Source organism: Cellvibrio sp. pealriver, assembly GCF_001183545.1.
Lineage (GTDB): Bacteria > Pseudomonadota > Gammaproteobacteria > Pseudomonadales > Cellvibrionaceae > Cellvibrio.
In genome coordinates this window covers 1,261,942-1,282,086 of record NZ_KQ236688.1, presented here as the reverse complement: position 1 = coordinate 1,282,086, position 20,145 = coordinate 1,261,942, and the positions used below count along the sequence as shown (strand labels likewise).

The following is a 20,145-nucleotide window of genomic DNA, read 5'->3' as shown; positions in this document are numbered from 1 at the left end:
CAGAGAGTCACACGCGACCAAGATAAGTTAAGGTTTTTTGGATGCCAAAGCTTCGTGTTCAGTGACCAGAGCTTCATAGGCTTTAATACTTGACTCAGTATTTTTGATTAATGTATCGCAGTGTTTGCGCATGCCAGCATTGGAGTGCTGACTTTTCTCAAACCCGCCTATATAAGCTTTGCGCATTTTTTCATGAGCCGCCAACTCACTTTTAGCCTGGACGATTTTCTCTTTGTAATAGTTTGCCAAGGCCTGGTGCTGCGCTGGATTAGCTGCCATCTCAGAAATCAATTTTTCGATAGGTGCAGAGGTGTCCTCAGCTGCCGTAACAACTATAGGAAATAACATGGCAACAGTCAAAGCGAACGCAGAAAAGACGGATAATTTTTTCATGATGTATTCCTCAAAGAATTAAATGGATAGTTACTATTTCCCTGACTATCATCGATTAAATAACGATAGCCTCTACGCCACTCCATAGCTCAACCGCTCCACACGTACGACTTACTAAAAACTGCTGCTATTTTTTAAAATACTGAAATGTGAATTTCATTCATCGAAAGAAAAACTTTCAATTAAATGGCAGATTTCATGCCCTGTCGGTTCCTGGTTAGGTTTGTTTTTCCAGTCTTTCATCGCTTTTTTCATGTGCTTTCGCAGTGCGCTCTGCTGGCTAAAAGATTGTTCCGTTTCCTGTAAACGTTTTTCAAGAAGTTGACGAACTAACGGACAAGCTGTGCGTCCTTTGTTAGCTTCCTGAATAATTTCCTTGATGTCATCCAAGGTAAAACCCAGCTTTCGCGCGCTGATAATAAATTGGAGGCGGCTGCGATCCTGCTCGCGGTATTCTTTGTAGTTGTTTTCGGTATTGCGAAGCGGATTGAGTAGCCCGATAAGCGTGTAATACCGAATCGTGTCAGCAGAAATCGATAATTCACGTGCCAATTGAGCAACTCGCATATCCGCTCCATAAGTCATCTTGATGGGATCAAGTTACGCTTCATTGGTAACCTTGTGTTTGATCTCAATCAAACCTTGGAGTTAAACCCATGTTTCTGTGTTGGGTTTGCATGATCCTAAACGTGTGTGTAGCTCATAGGTCAAGCTTTTTCGTTTAGTTCAACCTGGTGCACTTCAGTGCTTCTGGATTTTTTAACGTGCAGAGAAAATGGGGGGAAAGAAGATAAACCAATCGGGTTATCAATAAACAGAATGCGTAAAATAGATAAGACTGAGTTCATTCCTCAGCCTTATCTATTTAAAAAGCGGTTTTTATATATCAACCATTCTTCCGGCTTGGCGGACTATTTTCATGGCCCCATGTTCTTCCATGGCCAACAGGGTACCAAGCAAACCTTTTGCTTCAGGGATCTCCGCTCTGGCTTCGAGATCCTTAAAGAGTTCAATTACCTGCTGGTGATAATCGAAAATCTCGCTACAGATATCATCAAAACCAAGTGTTGCATAAGGTGCCCCGCAAGTTCGATGTGATTGAACAGGCTGGTGGGATAAATAATCGTAGATGTAGGTTTTCATCACCTTGGGTTCGGCCTGTGCTTCAAACGAACCTATCATTTTTTCCATATTGGCTTCTTGCTCAGCCAGATAGTTCAAGAGCAATTTAGCCCGCTCAGCTTCATTTTGTGATGCGCAATGTGCGAGGCACTTTGCCAAATGACCATGCAGTTGACGCGTCCAGTCGATAAGTTCCGAAAACGTTTTAATTTCCATGCCACATTCCTCTGCATTAATGAGATCGCTTTATTTCAAATCGTCAATTCGTAGGCGGTTATTGGCTTATTTTTTCCTTATCCGTCTCTTGATCAACATCTGCCTTCTGATCGTGACCGTGATGCCCCTTGTGCATAAATAAGTGCATCAGTGGGCACAATAAAATAATGAGATAGGGTAAATAGGGCAGCGTATGGGTGCCGTGTTCTACCAGCAGAAAATACAGAGCGGCACCGATTAAAACCAATGTGGCTAGCCCGTGGAGTCCCGACCAATACTTCGACGAATTTTTCATGACGATTCTCCGTTGTCGATGCGGTGTTTTTCTAAAAGCATTTAGCACACTTAATAGACTATTCTTTTTTTTCTCTTCCCCGTTGATGCAGATCAATAGCCATATCAGCAGTGTGTAACAAAGTGATTCAAAATGTTGGCTGGGATTTCACCCTGCTCAGTGGTGAGTAGTGTCTGCCGCTGCACGCGCCGTCAGGATCTGGTATTGCTCTGGCGTCAGGGTCGGCAATTTCTGGATAAACGCCACCATTGCCCAGATACGCTGATCATCATGGGTTGGACCCCAGGCGGGCATACCACTGGCCTTGATCCCGTGTTTGATGATCCAGAATTGGCGCTGCGCGCTGGCGGCGTCGCCGGCATCATGGGTGTGCTCATGAGCATCGAGAGCCAGGGACAAATTAGGCGGACTGGGATAAAGCCCGATACTCATATCACTGCGCTTCACGCCCGGTTTCAAATGGCATTGGGCGCACATGTCGTTATAGTCAGGTCCACCCGCCAACAGCAATTCAGCATCCGAAAGATCCGGTACCTGAATATCGGCGGCAGCACGTGCAATCGATTGTTCCCGCAAGGTTTCCAATGCCCTATAAGTCAGCCGGTTATGCGGGACATCGGCACCCATCGGGTAAACGCCGGAATAAATAAAACCCAGCCCTGCGAGCAGCATAATAATGGCTGTTAGCAGTATCACTTTGATCAACGTCATACAGTCTTCTCCTCATAGAGATGGGAGGGCGACGACCGTCGCACTCCCATCAATTTGTTAATGGCCGCCATGACCTTCGTGGTTTGTACTGGATGCCGCTTTACTGGTGGTAGTTGTCTTACCATGGTCCATTCCCTGGTGTTGATCGCCATGCTCGCTGTGTGCAGCGCTGCATTTTTTCATCAGCGCTTGCATGACCGGATCGTTCATATCCATCTTGGAATGATCCATTTTTTTCATGGCTTCACAATCGGGTGCTTCCGCCGTTTTGGCGTGTTCTGCCGGATCATGCGCAAACGCTGGAGCGATCAGTAGTGTGCTGGACAAGATCAGAGCAGCATTCATCAGTATTTTTTTCATCATTAAGTCCTCGTTAGTTAACGTTGGATAAACAGCTATTTAAAACCAGGCGCGAACGCCAGCTACCCATTGGGTATCACTGGTTGATTCGCCATGGTCTCTTACAAAATCGGCGGTATTGCCGAAGCTTCTCGTCCAGTTCACACCAATATAGGGTGCAAATTCACGACGAATTTCGTAACGCAACCGTAAGCCTGCCTGGGCATCCGAGAGACCTGAACCCGTCAGCCGGTGCATATCGTTCTGGCCATAAAAGTTCACCGAGATTTCCGGGGATAAAACTACTTTTTGGGTAAACATCCATTCATATTCTGCCGACAGACGCGCGGCCGTATCCCCGGAATCCCCGACAAACAATGCCGCATCAATTTCAAAGAAATACGGCGCTAGTCCCTGGATACCAATGACACCCCATTCGCGATCAGGTGTGGGCTTCAAGTCTTTGCGCACACCGACTTGTACGTCCCAAAAAGGGGCAATGGCATGGCTGTATAGCGCTTGTATTTCAGCCTCCTCAGTTTCACCATTCACACGTTCCACATCGGTTTTAATCCAGAGTTTGTGCAGATCTTTACCGATCCATGCCTGGGCTTCCAAAACGTAAGGATCTGCTTCATCCATATCGCGCCATTCGAATTGGTCAATCATGACGCGTGCCAGTAAAGGGTCATGCCCCTCATGAGCGATGACGGGCCAACTGAAGAATGTGGTTGCCCATAGAGTCAAGGTCAGTTTTTTTGGTAGGCTTTTCATTGGTATTCTCCTAAATGACCCTGACTTCACGCATCATGCCGGGCATGTGGTAGAGCAAATGGCAGTGATAAGCCCAGCGCCCTTTGGCATCTGCAGTCACGAGGTAACTTATGCGTGAACCAGGCTGGACAATGATGGTGTGCTTGCGAGGGATGTACTCAGGATCACCCGTTTCCAACTCGCTCCATAACCCATGCAAATGGATGGGATGGGTCATCATGGTGTCGTTGACCAGGATAATTCGGACACGCTCACCAAACGCCAATTCCAGTGGCTCGGCATCGGCAAAATTGAGACCGTTAATCGACCACATGTAACGACGCATATTGCCGGTCAGGTGCAGCTCAATTTCCCGTGAGGGTTCGCGCTTGTCATAAGTGGGGTGCAGTCCGCGAATATCCGCATAGGTCAATACGCGTCGGCCATACAATTTCATATGGTCGCGCAGGCCAATACCGGGATCGGCCAAGCCGCTTTGTGGGGCTTCGGAATGGCTATCCACATGGGGGCCGAATTCCGTATCGGCATGATTGATCTTAGCGAGCGGATCAAAATTGCTGCCAAAACCCGCTTTGGCCAACCGCGATTTGCCGTTGTGCTGGCTGTGATCCATCTTCATGGCGGACATATCGTGCCCGCTGTGATCCATCGCGCCCATGTCATGGCCGGAATGCTCCATGCCTTCCATTGCAGGCTTAGAATGTTGGCTATGGTCCATACCCGGCATCCCGCCTGACATATCATGACCACTGTGATCCATCGTCTTTTCACCCTGGTTGCCGTGATCCATGGCTTTCATCGCCGACATATCATGACCGCTATGGTCCATACCGCCCATATCGTGGCCACTGTGATCCATGCCGGACATATCCATCCCCATTTCGCGGTGACCTAATGTCGGAGCTGGGTCCATCGCCGGTATCTCGGCACGCAAGGCAATGTCTGTCGTCAGGGTGCCACGGGCATACCCGGTACGGTCATTGCTCTGGGCGAAGATCGTGTAGGCGCTATCGGCAGCGGGTTCTACGATCACATCGTAGGTTTCCGCTACCCCGATGCGAAATTCATCGACGACCACCGGCTGGATATTCTGGCCATCAGCGGCAACCACCGTCATTTTCAATCCCGGAATCCGTACATCGAAAATAGCCATCGCTGCGCCGTTGATAAAGCGCAGGCGTACTTTCTCACCGGGTTTACACAGTCCCAACCAGCCTTGATCCGGCGTAACCCCGTTCATCAGGTAGGTGTAGGTATATCCGGTGACGTCCGAGATGTCGGTCTCGCTCATGCGCATCTGGTTCCACATGGCACGCTCATTCCAGGTGGCTGATAAACCCTTGGTTTTGAGGTCACGCACCAGATCACCGACTGTCCGCTCACGGAAGTTGTAGTAGTGGCTCATCTTTTTCAGGGTGCTATACACCTTTTCCGGCGCGGTGTCCGTCCAGTCAGACAGCAGCACAACCATATCCCGGTCGTAGGCAACCGGATCAGGATCTTTGGGATCAATGACGATGGCGCCCATCAACCCGGTCTGTTCCTGAAATCCGGAATGGCTGTGGTACCAATAAGTCCCGTTTTGATTCACATCGAATTCGTACACGAAGGTCTCGCCCGGTTTGATACCGTCAAAGCTCATGCCCGGCACACCATCCATTTCCGAGGGCAAAATGATGCCGTGCCAGTGGATGGAACTGTCGTGATCTAGCGTATTGGTGACTCGCAATGTCACGCGTTCTCCTTCTTTCCAGCGAAGGATGGGCGCAGGCAAGCTTTGGTTAACCGTGGTGGCGATGCGTTGTTTGCCGGTAAAGTTAACCTTCTGGAAGCCGATCGAAAGATCAAACTGGTTTCCGGTCAGGGTTTGGGGACCATTGGTTGGCCGAGGCGCGTCGGCAAATACCTGGCTGGATAACGGTAATGCACTCAGGGCTACCAAGGAGGAAGCACCGAGTACAAAGCGGCGGCGTGACTGGTCTGATGGCAACAGATCAGGTACCACTGGATAGCGATCCATTGCGGCAACCAACTCCGTTGTTGTTTGTATCCCCGCTGTGCGGGTATCGGGAATTTTCATGCCCATTTCTCCTTAGAAGGTTTGCGTCAAACTGGTGATACGGATGTATACCTCGCTGCTGCCGTCGCTTTTCAGCAAGAGCACATCGTAGGGTGTGAAGCGTTCGCCCATTTCCATACCGGGGCTGCCCACAGGCATACCGGGAACGGCCAGTCCTATGGCCCCTTGAGGTTTTTCGGCAAGGAAACGGGTAATGACCGGAGCCGGAATATGCCCCTCAAACACATACCCCTCGGGGGAGACAGCGGTGTGGCAGGACTGGTATTGGGGGCTGATCCGATAGCGGTTTTTGATCGCATTCAGATCATCGGGATGATGGATAGTGGATTTCAGTCCATGGGATTGCAGGTGGGAAATCCATTCTTCACAACAGCCGCAAGTCGGGCTTTTGTATACCGCTAACTGAACGGGTTTATCGGCAGCCGCAGCTAGCGATGGGATGGATGAGGAGTGTGCTGTGTGGCTTATCAATAAAAACGTGATCGCCAGGCTACCGATAGCGCCTATAAAACGCTGGAAAACCATAAAAGCTCCAAAACAACGCGAAGGTTGTTAAACATCTACGGAGGGAGCTAATGTCGCTCCCGCGAATACAATTGGAAGATCGATACGCCAAATTTCAGGCGTAACTGTCCTGTATCAGCGGAAAATGGGGGGGACGATAGAGAGATGAAACGGGCGAGCTGGGGATGTGTTGGTGATACGAGTTGGTATTCACGGAGGTGTCAGATTGGATTGCAAACGCGACGCTGTAGCTCAACGCCGGTGCTGAACAACTACTGGAAGAACAATGCCCCATGGTTTTGCAACAATCGTGGGTGGTTTTCATATTCATGGCGTTATCCTGGGCATCCATTTGGCTCATATCGTGATGCATACCCATCATCGAATGATCCATGGATTCCATGTTATGGCTCATGGGAGCAACGTCCATCAACTGACATGGCATAGCCACAGCCGCCAACGATTGGCCTAAAAAGACCAAGGTAAGCAGTGCGATTAACCACACAGAGTGACGTTGTTGAATGACCATGAATAACCGGAATGAAGCAACGAAAGTTTAAGGATAATCCACCAGGAACCCCAACGTCCAGCGCTGTGGATGACTGTGAGCAGGCTTCCACAGGATTTGCATTCTCTTTCTGGACCACCCAGCCCTTCGATTGCCATTTTTCCCCTGTCTTCCAACAACCCTCCAAACTGTACCGTTTCGAGCCAGTTTCGCGATGTAAAACGTCCTGACATTAGATAAGTCTGCATTATCTAATGTTAGTTATGCTCACTTATTGAACTTTATTTACGTTATAGTTAGTATGTAATTACATAGTATGTACCACAGTACGAAATAAACAGGGCAAACGAGCAATGGCAAACAGCGGCATCAACAAACACCAGGTCAAAAAGGCACGAGATGCCCTAATTGCCAAAGGCCAGAACCCCTCCATCGATGCGGTGCGCGTTGAGTTGGGCAATACTGGCTCCAAGGCCACCATCCACCGGTATTTGAGGCAACTGGCGGATGAAAGCCCGCTAAGCTCCGGCAAAAAGCCTGCTATCAGCGAGGCATTGGGCTCACTGGTTGAGCAACTCGCTGCTCAGCTACACCAGGAAGCTCAAGAGTTGATTGCCAAGCGGGAAGCCAGCCTGCAAGCAATGACTGATAGCTTGAAAAGCCAGTTGGAATCCCAGCAAAAGGCGCTGGCGAGTGCGACAAATGAAAACCAACAGATTAAAGCCCAGCTAGCTAACTATGAGCAAACACATAATGCTTTGACGACTGAAGCAGAGACGCAAAAGATTTTGCTGGGACGACTGGAGCAGCAACTGGTAGATAAAGGTGTATTGATAGCGGAGAAAGATAACCACATTCGTTCCCTGGAAGAAAAACACCGGCACGCCCGAGAAGCCCTGGAACATTACCGCCAGTCAGTCAAAGACCAGCGCGACCAGGATCAGCGGCGTCACGAACATCAGGTACAACAACTACAGGCGGAAATTCGCCAGCTCAATCAGACTTTATCGATCAAACAAACTGACTTGACCCACCTCAATACCGCCAATGCTGAGTTAACCGCCGAAGTACGCCAACTTCGCAAGGCTTTCAATGATGCAGGACAGCAGCTACAGACAGCAGAGTCGAAATTGTCGGCCATTAATGAGCAATTCCAAGCCGGAACCCTCCAGGCCGTCGAACTGAGAACTGCACGGGATCAACTGCTTAGTGAAAAATCTGATCTTGGCGAACGACTGGGACTGATGGAAAAAGCCTTTAAAGCTATTGAGATTGAGCTTGTGTCGGTCAAAACCGAACTTTCCGTGAAAAACCAGTTGCTGGAATCACTTGGCCATTCCCTCCAAACCAAAGCCCATGGGTGATCGAATGAATACGTCACCGGCATTAATTGTTTTTGATCTCTATGGAACACTGGTCCAGTTTGGGATTAAGCACCATCCTTTCCGAAAGATTCTACTGTGGGCCAGGGAACAGGGGCGCAGCCCACAACCAGATGACGCACGAAAACTGATGACGATAGACAAGGATTGCGGTGAGTTGCTGGCAACACTTGGGATATTCCCGCCCACCAATATGCTCACGCAGTTACACCAGGAAATTCAGGAAGAGCTAGCCAGCCTGACGCTCTTTGATGATGTGTTACCAACCCTCGATGTATTGGCCAAGCAAGAAATTCAACTGGCCATTTGCTCCAATTTGGCCAAACCCTACGGAGTAGTGATCGATAAGCTATTGCCGCAATTCAAATTCGCCCGACACCTCAGCTATGAAATTGGCGCAATAAAGCCTGACAGAGAAATTTACGAATCGATTGTAACGGGTAGCGGCTTAGCACCAAGGCAAATCCTTTTTATTGGCGATACATCATTGGCCGATTATGAAGGACCGACCCAATTCGGGTTTCGAGCCAAACACCTGGTCAGAAGCCAACCGTCAGATAGTAATAGCATTGGTTCACTAACAGACGTTTTGCAATTGCTGACTCACCATGTGACCCAATGATGATATGCGTTTGGGTTGTATCTCAATGCATCCGAAAAAATTGCATTTGAGATACCGACAAAATCAACAGACTGATTTACGTTAACCCTGAACCCATGAACGTCAGGAGCCACAATGACTATTACTCGCGAAGATATGACCGAAGAGTGCGAAGCCATTCTTATTGCCAGCCGAAATTACAATATTGAAAATAGCATCTGGCCAACCGATGTCACTACTATCAACTATTTACTTACGCAAAGTGCAGCGATGAAGAGCGTCTATGACGAGCTCTCGGTGTTGTCAGCCCAACAAAGAGCGCAATTCCTGGATCAATTGGTAGGTACTCTCTCATTTTGGTCACCCGAAAATGCCATTGAGATGCGGGCGGCACGCAACCGGCTAATTGACGTGAATAAAAGGATCGGCGTATTGGCGAAAGATCTTGCCGACTTATTAGAGGAGCGATCCGCTATTGAAAATCAACACCCGTTTAATTCAAATACCCATTACCATATCGTAAATATCATCAAAGAAGCTTCACGTGAAAACTATCACTTTCGGAGCTTTTTGGCTGAGCCTCTTCAGGCACTAGCAGGTCAATTTGACCTTAAATATTGGCCGTATCTTCCAGCAGTGATTAAGGAAATAGGTGATGACGCCGACGCAGCCGAAATCTATGCAACAGACCCAAGAACAGAGGCGGCAACATCTTCAAATCGATCCTCAAAAGCAGATTTCGTCAGGGCAGTGTTGTCGATGATAGATGAACTCAAAGACACGCCCGGCTTGGATTTCTCTCAGGACTTCCGCATAAGCGACTCGGCGATGGCTGATATCGTCAATACTTGCCTAAAACTGAGCGCAGAGGAGCTGGTTGATGGTGCTTATGTTAAAAATTTACGGCATAGGGAAAAAAGATTAATGTAAGCGGTAACTGCCCCCCGATTCATTGTGTTTAACAAGAGCCGATATAGACCCGTCGAAAATTAGCCGAAAGAGATGGGTATTTTAGGCTGAAAGCCTTGTGGTTAAAGGCTTCCAAGAGGTTGATGCAGGATTTGGCGGAATCTCTCCAGACCCCCTAAAACAAAAGTAAGCCGGCCTCTGCATCGCCTTGTAAATCAAAACTCACATCTACTTGATAGGCGCGATCACCCACGACGCATGTTAGTGGTGATGAATTGGCGGGTGAATTTCCTGCTGCTGTCAGTTCGAATGTTTTATGTTTGTATTTAATGCGTGAACTTTCGTTTGCGCTTGGGTTGTGAAAAGTCCATTGAATGCCAAATTTATTGCGCGAGAAATCATCTGACAGTGCCATGCCGGATTCGCCGCGTGAATGGGGCAGGGGGTTGGGTAATGGGTGGGATAAATCGCCGCCTTTTGCGCGGAACCAGCCATCATCTGTCCATTCGATAGGCTCCAAAATAGCTTGGCGGCCAAGGGTTCTGAATCCGTTTTCGTAGGCGTGATAAATCATCCACCATTCGCTTTCGTTAACGCTGCCATTTGATGGCCCTTCAATTAATGTGGCATGGCCGCGTGACCACCAGGGTTCTGCTTCTGACTGTGTGCGCACTAACGGATTTTGCGGGCAGTGTTCCCAGGGGCCGTGAATTGAACGTGAGCGCGCAGCAATTACCATGTGGCCGGTGACTGGGCCTGCAGTGCCACCAACGGCCGTGACCAAATAAAACCATTCGCCGCGACGCAATAGTTTTGGGCCTTCCGGTGCAAAATTTTCTACGATCCAATCATCAGGATAACGCCATGGACTATAGGCGTGTTCCAATGTTCCGTCGGTGGCTAAGCCATCATCGCGCAAACGGATTTTGCGGATGCCGTTAACAAATAAATACCGTTTTCCATCTTCACCTACGGCATGGCCGGGGTCGATGCAACCGTCAATTTTTAAATCGATTGGGTCGCTCCAGGGGCCTTTAATATCATCAGCCCAAATCACATAAGTGCCCCAGGGTTTTCCTTCTGGTGATGCGGGAATATAAATGTAGTAGCGATCATTGTGTTTGCATAAATCCAGTGCCCACACAGTGCCGATATTTTTTTGCAACGCAGGGCCTACGGGAACCCAATTGACCAGATCACGCGAGTGCCAAATAACAATGCCGGGATACGAATTGAACGATGAAAACGTCATGTAGTAATCATCGCCGTCTTTTAACACAGTAGGGTCTGCATGATCGCCAGAAATAATGGGATTCAAAAAGGTGCCGTTGCCGAGGTCAGCTTTGCGCTGGCCTTCAATGCCGCGCGCCCACTCTGGTTTAAATGGTGTATTAACAACAGGCTCGCAAGTTGGCTCTGTTTTTTTTAATTCTGTTGCGTGTGTGCGACTAACCAGTGCCAAGGGTGATACCGCTGCTGCGGTTAAACAGGCCTTAAATAACGTTCTGCGTGTTTTATCAAACATGGTTAACCCTTAAATGGCTATTACTGATGGTGTTTTGCCGCCGCTTTGCGGTTGCGTTTTATGTAACTGATAAATACCTAGCAGGCCGTTTTGTAAAGATTCTATTGAGGTGTGTACAGAATTGTCTTGCGATACCAAATCGTAATCAAATTCAACGGCAGAACCCAAAACAAGAACGGTATCCGTTACTGCATTGAAATGTATTTTATCAATCGGCCTTTCATAAAAGCCCGGGCGATGGGGCGATGTTTTGTAATTGTTGATTTCTACATCACCGCAGATGGGCGCAACCCAGGCGTACGAATGGTTGAGTGGTAACTCATAGGTCCATTGCTGGTTAGCTTTCAAGTGAACAACGAGATAATTAACTAACGACGGTGCTGCGAATTCACTGCGCTTGGTGCCATGCCATCCCATTAATACCTGTACTGGATCATTTGGCATATTAAGCGCTGGCATTTGATATGCGCTTTGTGGAGGCGAGTTTTCCAGTGCGGGCGATAATGCAATACACACTTGTACTGCCAGGTAATCCGGTGTTGCTGGCTCAATGGAATGCAAAATACCTGAGCCGGAAATAATCCATGCCCAGCCATCTTTTTTTAGTACACCTTGTTTTCCGGTAGAGTCGCAGTAGGTTGCTTCGCCGGCAATAACATAAGTGATAATCGCCAAACCGGATGCAGGGGTTAAGATTGGCTGTGTATTGGCGCTCGAAGACTGAGCGCCGTATAACTTGAATGAAACGAAAGGTTTAATTTTTTCAAGCTCACTCAAGGTTGCTAATAAATTGTGAGCGTGGATGTTGTGATGCGGGAGGTTGTGAGGTTGGTGAACCATGCTACTCAGGATGGATTCGCCATTCATCACTTGTGTGTTTACAGCAACTTTACTGTTCATGGTTACCTCCAGACTGTTCATGGTTATCTTTGGGCTGTTCATTACCGTCGGTAAAAGTTTCGGTAAAAGTATGCATGCAACGCATGCGGGGAGCCGCGCGCTTTGCCGCTTGTTAGCTGTTTGGTTTAGTGGGTAACTGGGTAGAAAAGGGAAGTTTGCCAATGAAATACAAAAGAGGTTAACGCTTGAACTAAAAACTGTAGCAATTGGTAAAAAGTGTTAGTTTTTTTACCTTAAGTTGAAGTTACTTTTGGGGATTATTCATTCCCTTCAGTGAGGGTTTTGTCGTGCAGGCTTTTGTATATTTTGGGCGTACAGCGATATTCTTCTTTAAACAGTTTATTAAAGTAAGACACATTTTTGTAACCAACAGAGTAGGCAATCTCGGCAATATTGGCATCCTCTTCTTGTGCCAACAGGCGCGCGGCTTCTGTCAAACGCAGCTTGTTCAAATAACCGGTGAAGGTAAAGCCTAATTCAGATTTGAGGATGTCGTTAATTTTGGTGCGACTTACCCCAATTTCTATTGCCATGGCCTCCAGATTTAAATCGGGATTAGCGTATTGGGTGGCCATAAAATGCAGGATGGCGCTGCGGTCTTTATCTCTTAGTGGTTCTACTGAAATTTGCTGATAAGCAACCAGCGGGCGGTCGCGTTGGATTTTATTTTGCAGTTCGATAATTAACGCGCGCGAGTGCTGCCGGAAAAACCACAAACCATAGGCACTCCACACCAATACCAACAGCGCCGCTAACAGATACAGATAAAACCAATTGTGCCCCGCAAGGGTGATTTCACTGATCTGCACATTGGTATCTGTATTCATCGGCACCTGGACGCTGCTACCAAAATTAAGCTTGGCGACCTGGTTGAGTTTGTAGGTTTTGTTCGATAAATCTACTTTAAACATCTCGAACCACCACTGCGCTGTTTCCAGCCGGGTTAAATCCAATTCAATTTTTTGCCATTGCAGGTTGCAGGCAAAAAAAGTAGACGGGCTGCGATAACTTAAATAATGGCCGTGTGTGGATACCTGCTCATCAAATGTCAGCAGTGCGAAGCTGAGGGTGCTGGGATTGGAGCATTTACTACTGAACGTCATTTTATCGAACGCGGATAAATCCACGTATCGCGCATTGCCGTCGCGGTCTTTGAATACCAAATTGACTGCGCCGTAGGGATAGCGTGCTTTAGGGGTGAGCGCGAGATGAAAATTTAAACTGAATGTGTCATCGGCAATTTTTACACTGGAATCGCCGCCTTGATCACTATCCGTTTGGACTTCCGCTTTCCACTGCAGGTGTTCATTGGTGTTGGGCAACAATGACACCTGCAAAAATGTCTTATCGATACAGAAATAGGCCACCAAGCCGCTGGCTAACAACAACGAAAGAAACACCAGAAATGCTTTGTTATAAAATTCCTGCATGATGCGTTATCAACCGTGAAGGGAGGGGCATGCTACCACTAATGCCCCTCGTGCTCCTCTTTTTTCAATGTCGATAAATAGGCAACCAAATCGCGCAATTCTGCTTTGGTTAAGCCTAGCCCCATCGGCGGCATGGGCGAAATTCCACCGAACTCCAATTTTTCGATCTCAGCACGTGCGATAGTGAGTGCGGTGTTGTTAGCGGTAATCGTGACATCATTTTTGGTTTCTGCATCGAATGAACCTTCAATGCGCTCGCCATTTTTCTTCACCACTGTTATCCGACCAAAACCAGGTGCAATACGCGCTGCTGGTGCAACCAATGCCTCCAACATTTGCTCAGGTGAAATGCGGGTAGCGATGGTGGTGAGGTCTGGCCCCACTTTATTACCGCGGCTACCAACCATATGGCAGCGGATACACTGGGTAGTGTTGCTGTAACGGAACAGGGCAACGCCTTTTTTAGCATCGCCACCGTAAATGGCTTCGCGATACATATCGAGCGGATTGTTCGGGTCTTTTTTGCTTTCGTAATCCGTTAGCAGTTGTTTCAACTCGGGTGTACCCAATTGTTCTGCAGCGGTGATCACTTCCAGCTGCACTTGCGGTGCAATTTTTCCATCGATCAACAATTGCATTTGCGCGCGGAACACGGCTTCTGCTTCCGGTGCTTTTACGTTGGCAAGTGAAAGCAGTGCCGCTTGTTGTTCACCTTTGGTGCCGTTTTGCAGCAAAATTTCATGCATTTCTACTACTTGCCTAACCGGTAAATTCAGATCGGGCAATAAGCCCAGCGCAACCATACGCACAGCTTCGTCTTTGTCGTTCATTGCTGCGAACGCAATTTTGCTCATATCACTGATGTTGAATTGTTTGAGTGTGTTCAGCGCGGCGATACGCACAGCAGGTGATGAGTCATTCTTTAATGCCAGCAGTAATTGCTCGTTAGACTCTGTTACGTTTAATTCGCCAAGCGCGACTATGGCCGCTTCACGAACCTCTGCCGATTTATCGCGTAACAATATTTTATAGGCACCCCCCAATGCTTGTTGGGCATCGACAAGTTTGTGGGCAACTGCACCGCGATATTGGCCAGTTACGCGATCAAAATCAGATGATTTTTCCCACACGGCCAAGGTCTTTAATGCTTCTGCGCGCAACTTGCCGTCTATAGCATCGCGCTGTGCAAAACTGGCCAGACGAATTGCATTTTCCTGGCTGCTATTGGCACCGGTTGCGTACAAGTTTGCATTAATGGCACGGCGCAAGAGTGGTTCGTTTTTGAAGCGTGGTGCATCCAATAATTTAGCGAGGATCGGCATGGCATCTACAACAAAATCATCATCGCCAATCGCACGTGCAGCGTTAGTAACAATAAATTCACTGCTGTCGCTCAGGAAAAGTGAAAGTGCAGGGCTGCGCATGTGTTTCAATGCAACCACTGCGGCGATGCGCACTGCTTCTGAACGATGTGTTGCCAAATTACCCAGTTCACGCTCATTGCCAATGCGCGCTAATGCAATAGCCCCCGCATGGCGCAAATAAACATCGCTGTCATTATTGCGCTCTAATAACGCGACCAATGGGGCGGTCGCATTTTTAGCACCAATACGCCCCAGCGCTTGAGCAGCAAAAAATTGCACACGAATTTCTGCATCATCCAAACGTGCGATCAATGCATCGGTTGCCAATGTTGCTTTTGCATCGCCTAATAATTTTGCCGCTTGTGCGCGGATTTCTGCATCGCTGTCATTTAAAAACGGCAGCAATATAGCGTGCATCTGTGAATCTTTACGCGCGAGTTGGCCCAAGCCCCAAAGCGCATGAATTCGCGCAAGCTGGTGGCTGCTGTTGCTGGCAAGGTTTTGCAACTGCTCAAAGGCATTGCGCTTAACCAATTCAAATTGCGCTTTCTGGCGTACACGCATATCCGCGTGCTGGAGTAAATCGCTTAATTGTTCCGGCGTGTGATTGGCAAAGCTTTCGGCCAGCCGCGCCTGGGTATCTTTGCGTTCATCGCTCGCGGCAGTGGCTGGCGTATCCAATTTCCAAATACGGCCTTTTTGTTTTAAACCCCAGCCTTCAATCCAGTCGCTCATGTAGAGCGCACCGTCGGGGCCAAAATCCAAACCAGTAGCCAATACACCGCGGAAAATATTTTGGTCGCTCGCTAATTCAAACGACGCGCCTTTGGGTTTTAAAGTGAACGCATTGATACCAGCGCGTGCAGCAGAGCCGACAAATTCCACCACAAAAAAGTGATCTTTCCATTCATCGCTCAAGCCGGTACCGGGGTGATAAGTCATTCCGCTGGGGCCAGCGTGGTAGGGCGCAATAGGTGGCAATACGTGTGCAGCCTGGCCTGCAAAGGCGGGCTTGAAATAGTCTTCATCCATCCAGACTTTGTAGGTGTTATTTTTGGGATCGGTATATTTTCCTAATTGCCAGTTGGTGCGCCAACCGGAATCAGAACCATCGATGGGATAGACCACACGTTCGTATTCGCCTACGTGGTCGCCATCATTATCCACGCTGATTAAATTGCCAAATTTATCAAACGAAAATTCGTATACGTTGCGCAAACCAGCGGCATAAACTTCAAAATTGCTGCCATCCAATTCACTGCGCACAATTACGCCCTGATTAGGGTAATGCCATTTTTTTCCGCTGCTGTCGGTAACACTGGTGCCTATATCGCCCATGCTGTAATAAATGCGGCCATCTGGCCCGATGGTTGCGCCGGATAATCCGTGGCCACTAAAACCAATGTGCACACCGTAACCAAATGCGAGGGATTTTTTCTCATCCATTGCACCGTCGCCATTGGTGTCTTTGACTTTCCATAAATCTGGCGCGACGGTAATAAAAAGATCATCGTTTTGGTTGTCGTAAAACATTCCACCGATCACATCAGTCACTTCGGTATTGAAATCGCTGATCACGGTTTGCGCGATGTTGGCAGTGCCGTTGCCGGTAGTGTCTTCCAAACGCACTACCTGTTCTTGCATCACCGCAAGATCTTTCCAATCGCGAATGCCGTCTTTATTGCGGTCTGGCAGTTTTTCATTTTTAGCGCTGTTTTCCGGCGCAAAAATTTTGTGCAAAAACGCGCGGCGATCTTCAATGGTGGAGAAGGTCATGGAGGGATGTTCCCAATCGGGATAGCCGCGAATATCAAATTCCGAGTTGTTGCTGCGATGGCTAATGCCCGCCCAGATGCGGCCTTTATCATCCACATTAATGGCCACGGTATCGCCCAATAACGCTTCCGACGCCCAGAGCGTGGCTTTCATGCCTTGCGCGGCGGTGATGCTGACTTGTTGCTCAATCACCTTTGCACTTTGTTCTGCTTCGGCATCGGTTATTTTCACAATGCTCAATGGGGCACTACTGGCAGCAGCAGATGCGGGCGCATTGGCGTTGGTGGTGGCATCGGTGGAGGTATCTTTTGAGCAGGCCCCCAGAAATGCCAGGGACAGGAAGAGAGCAAGTGGTTTTTGATTCATAAGGCCCCGCTAATCATTATGGTTATTCAGCAACGCCGGGCATTCCGACGTTCATATAAATATGATTATAAGGGTAGGAAGGATAAACAAAAACGGGGGCTAGGCCAGCTTGACGTTAATAGACATTAATTAACATAACCCCCGTGAGTATGGATCGCTAGCGCGGGATTCCGTCCGGAACCTGCGCCACTTTTGCCGCCTGGGTACCTGCCGGTGCTTCATACAGGCCGACTTTTGAGCCCAGCTGGTCGCGTACGCGGATCATGGAAAACATGCCGCCCATTTCCAGTTTTCCGTAACGGCCTTCGCCCATCATCATCGGCAAGGTGTTTTCCGGCCCCGGCATATGCCCCATATCGGTATGGACCTGATGCTCGGCCATGCCGTTTTCACCCATCGCCATATAACCCGGTAGCACCTTGTTTAACTGCGCCTCGGGCTGTTTGGCGCCAATCATGTTCGGCATGCCGTGGCCCATCGCATTCATAGTGTGGTGACTCATATGGCAATGGAACGCCCAATCGCCCGGAACCGCAATAAATTCCAGATCGCGCGTTTGGCCTACGCCGACAATCTCGGTAACTTCTTTGCGCCATTGGTTTTGCGGCCAGCGGCCACCGTCGGACCCAGTGATGTCAAATTGCACACCGTGTAAGTGGATCGGGTGATTCCACATGGACAAATTACCCACGCGAATGCGCACCCGCTCACCGGTTTGCGCCACCATGGATTCAATCGCCGGAAACACTTTGCTGTTCATGGTCCACAAATCAAATTCGCTCATCACGCTTGGGTCGGGCCGGTAAGTGCCAGGGTGCACTGCCCAGTTGTGCAGAAGTACAACGTAATCGCGATCCACCGCCGGTGTCACAGGTTCTTTGGGGTGAATAATAAACATGCCCATCATCCCCAATGCCATTTGCACCATTTCATCGGCGTGTGGGTGATACATGTGTGTGCCGTGTTGCGTCAGCGTAAATTCGTACACAAAGGTTTCGCCAGGTTTGATGGGCGGTTGGGTTAATCCGCTAATGCCATCCATTCCCCAGGGCAGTAAAATACCGTGCCAGTGAATACTGGTGTGTTCGGGCAAATGGTTTGTGACATAAATACGCACGCGGTCACCTTCAACCGCTTCAATCGTCGGCCCCGGTGTACTGCCGTTGTAACCCCAGGCTTTTATTTTGCTGCCCGGCGCAAATTCGTGTTCAATTTCTTCTGCGATTAAATGAAATTCTTTTACGCCATCATTCAAACGGTAGGGCAGTGTGCGTCCGTTTGGTGTAATGACAGGGCGATAGCCTTGATCAGTTAGCTCCGGTTTTTGTGTGCTGACAGTGGGAATTTCTTTTGTGGTGTTAACCGATTTTTTTGCAGCAGTTTGATGTTGCGCCGGTGAATGATGTTGCGAGTGATCTGCATGCGCACCGTGGCCACTGTGATCTTGTTGCGCGCGCAGCGGAAAACTTGCCGCCACCAATCCTGCCGCGCTACCCCGTAATAAAAAGTCCACTAATAAATTGCGGCGATTAATCATGATGATGCTCCTGCAGAATGCACAGGCAAGGCTTTTCCCAATGCCAACGCCAGTTGCGAGCGCGCTTGCCAGTAACTATTGAGCAGTTCGGTAAATTGATGCGCAAGTTGGATGTGTTGCCGTTTGATGGATAACAATTCAAATGGGCTACTCAGCATGAAATTCACTTCGCGCTGGGATAGTTCCACTCGTTTTTCCGCAGATGTTAACGCCGCACTAACCAATTTCAATTGCGCGCGCGCCGAGTCCATACGGTTTAACGCTTGGGCGATTGTACTATCGGCATCCAGAGATATTTTCCGGATGCGGGCATGAAGTGCATCCTGCTGTGCATCCAGCATTGCCTGTTTATCCTGACCACGGTTAAACAGCGGTAATGCCAATTCAATTTCAGGTCCATAGTGTTTGGCACCATCAAATTCGCGTTCAACAGCAACACCCAGATTAATGTCGCGCCATCCTCGCTCTTGCCCCACCAATGTGCGGCGCTGTTCAATCACAGACAATTGTTGGTTGGCAATTTTTAAATCTGTTCGCTCGTGTAATGCGATTTCAAGCAGCGCAGAATGCTCAAACCTATCGTTCGGTAATGGCGATAATTGAGCGGGCAGGTTAATGGATTTATGGGATTCCAGTCCGATGAAATTCAATAATTGCAATTGTTTTTCATAGGCGATGCTTTGGCGTTTTTCCAATTGTTGTTGGGCGCGGCGCAGATCATTATCGTAGGCCAGAAAATCATTTTCGGATAAGTTACCCGCCACATAAAGACTTTGCGCTAATTGCTGTTTAGCGGTAGCGGCTTCTACCAGTTTATTGTCGATATAGCAGTGTTGTAATTCTGCTACTGCATCAAAATAGAGCTGCGCAGTTTCACTGATCAGTTGTTGTAATTCCGTTTGCAATATTAGCTGCGCCTCCAACCGATTTTGCTCCGCAAGTTTGCGTTTTAACGGGCGGGTAAAAAAATCCAGCAATGGCTGGCTTAATCCCGCATCCAGTTGCCAGCGCCCACCATCTTCTGGCTTTAACAAGCCAATGCTCAGGTAAGGGTTATCAATTAACTCTGCCTGTAACCGTTTGGCATCGGCAATGCCTAACCGTGCAAGTTGAATACGCACTTGCGGTGAGTGGGACAGCATGATTTGCACGGTTTTATCCAGTGACAAGCGTTCATCGCTATTCACATCAATATTCGCTTGCCCGAGTGTATTGTCAGCCACTTGTGCTTGCGGGTACTGTACCGCGAGTTGTTGCTCAACCTGAGTAAGAGTCGTAACCGGTGGCGTTGATGCGCAAGCAGCCAGCAATACACTGGATACAATGACGCAGGCCAATCGCCCCCCATGGGAAAAAGGGTTCATAAATTCTTCCTGACAAAATGTGGGTTCTTTATTGCAATTATCGCTGTTG

General features: G+C 48.6%; 19 protein-coding genes. 3 read left to right on the top strand and 16 right to left on the bottom strand.

What is annotated here, in order from left to right; all coding sequences use genetic code 11:
• Positions 1-27: 27 nt before the first annotated feature.
• The 10 genes from VC28_RS05345 to VC28_RS05300 form a co-directional block, all read right to left on the bottom strand.
• Positions 28-393, bottom strand: a complete 366-nt coding sequence (locus VC28_RS05345; RefSeq protein WP_049629739.1) for a hypothetical protein — start codon at positions 391-393, stop codon at positions 28-30.
• A 156-nt stretch (positions 394-549) separates the two neighbouring features.
• A complete protein-coding gene (locus tag VC28_RS05340; protein WP_049629738.1) occupies positions 550-960 on the bottom strand; it encodes a MerR family transcriptional regulator in 411 nt (136 codons plus the stop codon).
• A 312-nt stretch (positions 961-1,272) separates the two neighbouring features.
• Positions 1,273-1,731, bottom strand: a complete 459-nt coding sequence (locus tag VC28_RS05335) for a hypothetical protein (protein WP_049629737.1) — start codon at positions 1,729-1,731, stop codon at positions 1,273-1,275.
• A gap of 58 nt (positions 1,732-1,789) precedes the next feature.
• A complete protein-coding gene (locus VC28_RS05330; RefSeq protein ID WP_049629736.1) occupies positions 1,790-2,026 on the bottom strand; it encodes a DUF2933 domain-containing protein in 237 nt (78 codons plus the stop codon).
• A gap of 156 nt (positions 2,027-2,182) precedes the next feature.
• Positions 2,183-2,737 carry a c-type cytochrome gene (locus tag VC28_RS05325; RefSeq protein WP_049629735.1) on the bottom strand — a complete coding sequence of 185 codons (555 nt, stop codon included), beginning with the start codon at positions 2,735-2,737 and terminating at the stop codon, positions 2,183-2,185.
• Positions 2,738-2,794: 57 nt separating this feature from the next.
• Positions 2,795-3,100 (bottom strand): hypothetical protein, encoded by a 306-nt coding sequence (locus VC28_RS05320; protein ID WP_012487445.1) that lies wholly within the window; start codon positions 3,098-3,100, stop codon positions 2,795-2,797.
• 36 nt (positions 3,101-3,136) lie between these two features.
• Positions 3,137-3,850: a copper resistance protein B gene (locus VC28_RS05315; protein ID WP_012487444.1), complete on the bottom strand. Its 714-nt coding sequence runs from the start codon at positions 3,848-3,850 to the stop codon at positions 3,137-3,139.
• 10 nt (positions 3,851-3,860) lie between these two features.
• Positions 3,861-5,936, bottom strand: a complete 2,076-nt coding sequence (locus VC28_RS05310; protein ID WP_156184287.1) for a copper resistance system multicopper oxidase — start codon at positions 5,934-5,936, stop codon at positions 3,861-3,863.
• 6 nt (positions 5,937-5,942) lie between these two features.
• Positions 5,943-6,455, bottom strand: coding sequence for a DUF411 domain-containing protein (locus tag VC28_RS05305; protein ID WP_049629734.1), 513 nt, complete (start codon positions 6,453-6,455; stop codon positions 5,943-5,945).
• A 94-nt stretch (positions 6,456-6,549) separates the two neighbouring features.
• Positions 6,550-6,963 (bottom strand): hypothetical protein, encoded by a 414-nt coding sequence (locus VC28_RS05300; RefSeq protein WP_049629733.1) that lies wholly within the window; start codon positions 6,961-6,963, stop codon positions 6,550-6,552.
• A 332-nt stretch (positions 6,964-7,295) separates the two neighbouring features.
• Between VC28_RS05300 and VC28_RS05295 the strand changes: the two genes are divergently transcribed.
• From VC28_RS05295 to VC28_RS05285, 3 genes are all read left to right on the top strand, one after another.
• Positions 7,296-8,306 carry a DNA-binding protein gene (locus VC28_RS05295; RefSeq protein ID WP_049629732.1) on the top strand — a complete coding sequence of 337 codons (1,011 nt, stop codon included), beginning with the start codon at positions 7,296-7,298 and terminating at the stop codon, positions 8,304-8,306.
• 4 nt (positions 8,307-8,310) lie between these two features.
• Complete coding sequence (locus VC28_RS05290) at positions 8,311-8,946, top strand: HAD family hydrolase (RefSeq protein ID WP_082191664.1); 636 nt, start codon at positions 8,311-8,313, stop codon at positions 8,944-8,946.
• Positions 8,947-9,060: 114 nt separating this feature from the next.
• Positions 9,061-9,855, top strand: coding sequence for a hypothetical protein (locus VC28_RS05285; protein ID WP_049629730.1), 795 nt, complete (start codon positions 9,061-9,063; stop codon positions 9,853-9,855).
• Positions 9,856-10,009: 154 nt separating this feature from the next.
• On the opposite strand, the gene VC28_RS05280 is transcribed toward VC28_RS05285, so the two are convergent.
• The 6 genes from VC28_RS05280 to VC28_RS05255 all read right to left on the bottom strand — a co-directional run bounded on the left by VC28_RS05280 (position 10,010) and on the right by VC28_RS05255 (position 20,096).
• Positions 10,010-11,359 (bottom strand): family 43 glycosylhydrolase, encoded by a 1,350-nt coding sequence (locus tag VC28_RS05280; protein WP_049632186.1) that lies wholly within the window; start codon positions 11,357-11,359, stop codon positions 10,010-10,012.
• A 9-nt stretch (positions 11,360-11,368) separates the two neighbouring features.
• Complete coding sequence (locus VC28_RS05275) at positions 11,369-12,259, bottom strand: pirin family protein (RefSeq protein ID WP_049629729.1); 891 nt, start codon at positions 12,257-12,259, stop codon at positions 11,369-11,371.
• Between the two features lie 257 nt (positions 12,260-12,516).
• Positions 12,517-13,689, bottom strand: coding sequence for a helix-turn-helix domain-containing protein (locus tag VC28_RS05270; RefSeq protein ID WP_049629728.1), 1,173 nt, complete (start codon positions 13,687-13,689; stop codon positions 12,517-12,519).
• A gap of 38 nt (positions 13,690-13,727) precedes the next feature.
• Positions 13,728-17,195, bottom strand: coding sequence for a HEAT repeat domain-containing protein (locus VC28_RS05265; RefSeq protein WP_049629727.1), 3,468 nt, complete (start codon positions 17,193-17,195; stop codon positions 13,728-13,730).
• Positions 17,196-17,352: 157 nt separating this feature from the next.
• Entirely contained in the window at positions 17,353-18,732 is a 1,380-nt protein-coding gene (locus VC28_RS05260; protein ID WP_049629726.1) for a multicopper oxidase family protein, read from the bottom strand.
• Positions 18,729-20,096, bottom strand: a complete 1,368-nt coding sequence (locus tag VC28_RS05255) for a TolC family protein (RefSeq protein WP_049629725.1) — start codon at positions 20,094-20,096, stop codon at positions 18,729-18,731. The genes VC28_RS05260 and VC28_RS05255 overlap by 4 nt, the downstream gene beginning before the upstream one ends.
• Positions 20,097-20,145: the final 49 nt, after the last annotated feature.